Here is a 1918-nt window from a genome sequence, read left to right as displayed (position 1 = left end):
TCCGTGATTGGAATACTAACATCAACACTTGTGCTTCCTGCTGGAATTGTTACTGTTGTTGTTGTCTCTGTATAATCTGATGTGCCTGCTGTTCCTGTTGTTGTTACAATATCAACTACGGTATCTACTGAACTTGGCGTATCGATTGTTACTGGAACAGTTGCTGTTCCTGCACCTTCATCTACCGTTACATCGCCGATTGTTACTGTTGGTGTTGTATCGTTATCTGTTATTGTTACTGTTCCACTTGGATCCGTGTTACTTGTGTTACCACTCGTTACCGTTCCATCTACTGTAAACGTTTCATCTGCTTCATCAATAGTATCATCCGTGATTGGAATACTAACATCAACACTTGTGCTTCCTGCTGGAATTGTTACTGTTGTTGTTGTCTCTGTATAATCTGATGTGCCTGCTGTTCCTGTTGTGGTTACAATATCAACTACGGTATCTACTGAACTTGGCGTATCGATTGTTACTGGAACAGTTGCTGTGCCTGCACCTTCATCTACCGTTACATCGCCAATTGTTACTGCTGGTGTTGTATCGTTATCTGTTATTGTTACTGTTCCACTTGGATCCGTGTTACTGGTGTTACCACTCGTTACCGTTCCATCTACTGTGAACTCTTCGTTTGGCTCATCTATAGCATCCTCCGTGATTGGAATACTAACATCAACACTTGTGCTTCCTGCTGGAATTGTTACTGTTGTTGTTGTCTCTGTATAATCCGATGTGCCTGCTGTTCCTGTTGTGGTTACAATATCAACTACGGTATCTACTGAACTTGGCGTATCGATTGTTACTGGAACAGTTGCTGTTCCTGCACCTTCATCTACCGTTACATCGCCGATTGTTACTGCTGGTGTTGTATCGTTATCTGTTATTGTTACTGTTCCACTTGGATCCGTGTTACTGGTGTTACCACTCGTTACCGTTCCATCTACTGTGAACTCTTCGTTTGGCTCATCTATAGCATCATCCGTGATTGGAATACTAACATCAACACTTGTGCTTCCTGCTGGAATTGTTACTGTTGTTGTTGTCTCTGTATAATCTGATGTGCCTGCTGTTCCTGTTGTGGTTACAATATCAACTACGGTATCTACTGAACTTGGCGTATCGATTGTTACTGGAACAGTTGCTGTTCCTGCACCTTCATCTACCGTTACATCGCCAATTGTTACTGCTGGTGTTGTATCGTTATCTGTTATTGTTACTGTTCCACTTGGATCCGTGTTACTGGTGTTACCACTCGTTACCGTTCCATCTACTGTGAACTCTTCGTTTGGCTCATCTATGGCATCATCCGTGATTGGAATACTAACATCAACACTTGTGCTTCCTGCTGGAATTGTTACTGTTGTTGTTGTCTCTGTATAATCCGATGTGCCTGCTGTTCCTGTTGTGGTTACAATATCAACTACGGTATCTACTGAACTTGGGGTACTTAAAGTTACTGGAACAGTTGCTGTTCCTGCACCTTCATCTACTGTTACATCACCTATGGTAACATTTACTGAATCATTATCTGTAATCGTTACTGTGCCACTTGGATCCGTATTACTTGTGTTACCACTCGTTACCGTTCCATCTACGGTAAAATCCTCTGGTGATTCACTAATTGTATCTTCTGTAATTGGAATACTAACATCAACACTTGTGCTTCCTGCTGGAATTGTTACTGTTGTTGTTGTCTCTGTATAATCTGATGTGCCTGCTGTTCCTGTTGTGGTTACAATATCAACTACGGTATCTACTGAACTTGGCGTATCGATTGTTACTGGAACAGTTGCTGTGCCTGCACCTTCATCTACCGTTACATCGCCAATTGTTACTGCTGGTGTTGTATCGTTATCTGTTATTGTTACTGTTCCACTTGGATCCGTGTTACTGGTGTTACCACTCGTTACCGTTC

At 42.1% G+C, this 1918-nt stretch carries 1 protein-coding gene; it reads right to left on the bottom strand.

Annotation, left to right across the window (positions count from 1 at the left end; all coding sequences use genetic code 11):
• Positions 1–1918: Calx-beta domain-containing protein (locus Q0997_RS20070; RefSeq protein ID WP_299892471.1), on the bottom strand; the 1918-nt coding region annotated here is incomplete at both ends.

Origin of the sequence: uncultured Lacinutrix sp. (assembly GCF_947500325.1) — a bacterium.
Lineage (GTDB): Bacteria > Bacteroidota > Bacteroidia > Flavobacteriales > Flavobacteriaceae > Lacinutrix.
Note: the sequence above shows the minus strand (reverse complement) of the source record. Positions and strands in the feature narration are given on the sequence as shown.